Source organism: Streptomyces sp. NPDC023527, assembly GCF_055560115.1.
The window spans coordinates 1-1,456 of the sequence record NZ_JBVHJJ010000031.1; the positions used below are offsets into that span (position 1 = coordinate 1).

A 1,456-nucleotide genomic window follows, 5' to 3' on the forward strand; every position below is an offset into this window, starting at 1 on the left:
GTGACCATGTTGCGGGTGTACTGCACATGCCCGGGAGTGTCGGCGAGGATGAAGCGGCGGCGGGGGGTGGCGAAGTAGCGGTAGGCGACATCGATGGTGATGCCCTGCTCCCGCTCCGCCCGCAGCCCATCCGTCAGCAACGCCAGATCGGGGGCTGTCTGGCCCCGGTTGCGGGAGGCGTGCTCGACCGCCTCGAGCTGGTCGGCCAGGACCGACTTCGAATCGTGCAGCAGCCGGCCCACCAGCGTCGATTTGCCGTCGTCGACGGAACCGGCGGTGGCGAACCGCAGCAGCGAGGTCTCGGTAATCGTGGTCATGGTCAGAAGTACCCCTCGCGCTTGCGGTCCTCCATCGCGGCCTCCGACAGCTTGTCGTCGGCGCGGGTTGCGCCCCGCTCCGTCAGCCGCGATGCCGTGATCTCCGCGATGACCGCCTCGATCGTCACCGCGTCGGAGTCGACGGCACCGGTGCAGGACATATCACCCACGGTGCGGTAGCGCACCAGGCGTCGTTCCACCCGCTCGGTGTCCTTCGGCCCACCCCACCCGCCGGGGGCCAGCCACATCCCCGAGCGGGAGAACACCTCACGCTCATGCGCGTAATAAATAGCCGGGAGTTCGATCTTCTCGCGGGCGATGTACTGCCACACATCCAGCTCGGTGAAGTTCGACAACGGGAACACCCGCACATGCTCACCCGGCGCATGGCGGCCGTTGTAGAGCTGCCACAGCTCCGGACGCTGACGGCGCGGATCCCAGCCGCCGAACTCGTCCCGCAGCGAGAACACCCGCTCCTTCGCCCGCGCCTTCTCCTCATCCCGCCGCCCCCCACCGAACACCGCATCAAAACGATGCCGCTCGATGGCATCCAGCAACGGCACCGTCTGCAGCGGATTACGCGTCCCGTCCGGGCGCTCCCGCAGCCGGCCGCGGTCGATGAAGTCCTGCACCGACGCCACATGCAACCGCAGCCCGTGCTCGGCCACCACCCGGTCCCGATACGCCAGCACCTCGGGAAAGTTATGCCCGGTATCCACATGCAACAACGCGAACGGCACCGGCGCCGGCGCGAACGCCTTCAACGCCAGATGCAGCATGACGATCGAATCCTTACCACCGGAGAACAAAATCACCGGCCGCTCGAACTCACCCGCCACCTCCCTAAAAACATGCACCGCCTCCGACTCCAGCGCATCCAGATGCGACAGCGCGTACGCGTCACTCATGCCAACCCCCGCTCGCTCAGCAGCTCGTACAGCACACTCGCCGAGTCGTCCACGCTCAGCTCATGCGCCGCGATCCGCACATCGGGCTCCAGCGGCATCTCATACGGGTCGTCCACACCCGTCAGCCCCGAAAGCTCCCCGGCCGCCTGCTTCGCGTACAAACCCTTCACATCCCGCACCGAGCACACCTCCACCGGCGTCGCCACATGCACCTCCACATATCCGGTGCCG

Annotated in this window: 3 protein-coding genes; all 3 read right to left on the reverse strand. The window is 66.9% G+C overall.

Features of this window, described 5'->3' with window-relative positions:
- The coding region (locus ACZ303_RS31780) for a GTP-binding protein (protein WP_467343943.1) at positions 1 to 317 on the reverse strand (317 nt) is incomplete at its 3' end.
- 2 nt (positions 318 to 319) lie between these two features.
- Entirely contained in the window at positions 320 to 1,225 is a 906-nt protein-coding gene (gene cysD / locus ACZ303_RS31785) for a sulfate adenylyltransferase subunit CysD (protein ID WP_467343944.1), read from the reverse strand.
- Positions 1,222 to 1,456: adenylyl-sulfate kinase (locus ACZ303_RS31790; RefSeq protein WP_467343945.1), on the reverse strand; the 235-nt coding region annotated here is incomplete at its 5' end. The genes cysD and ACZ303_RS31790, both read right to left, overlap by 4 nt.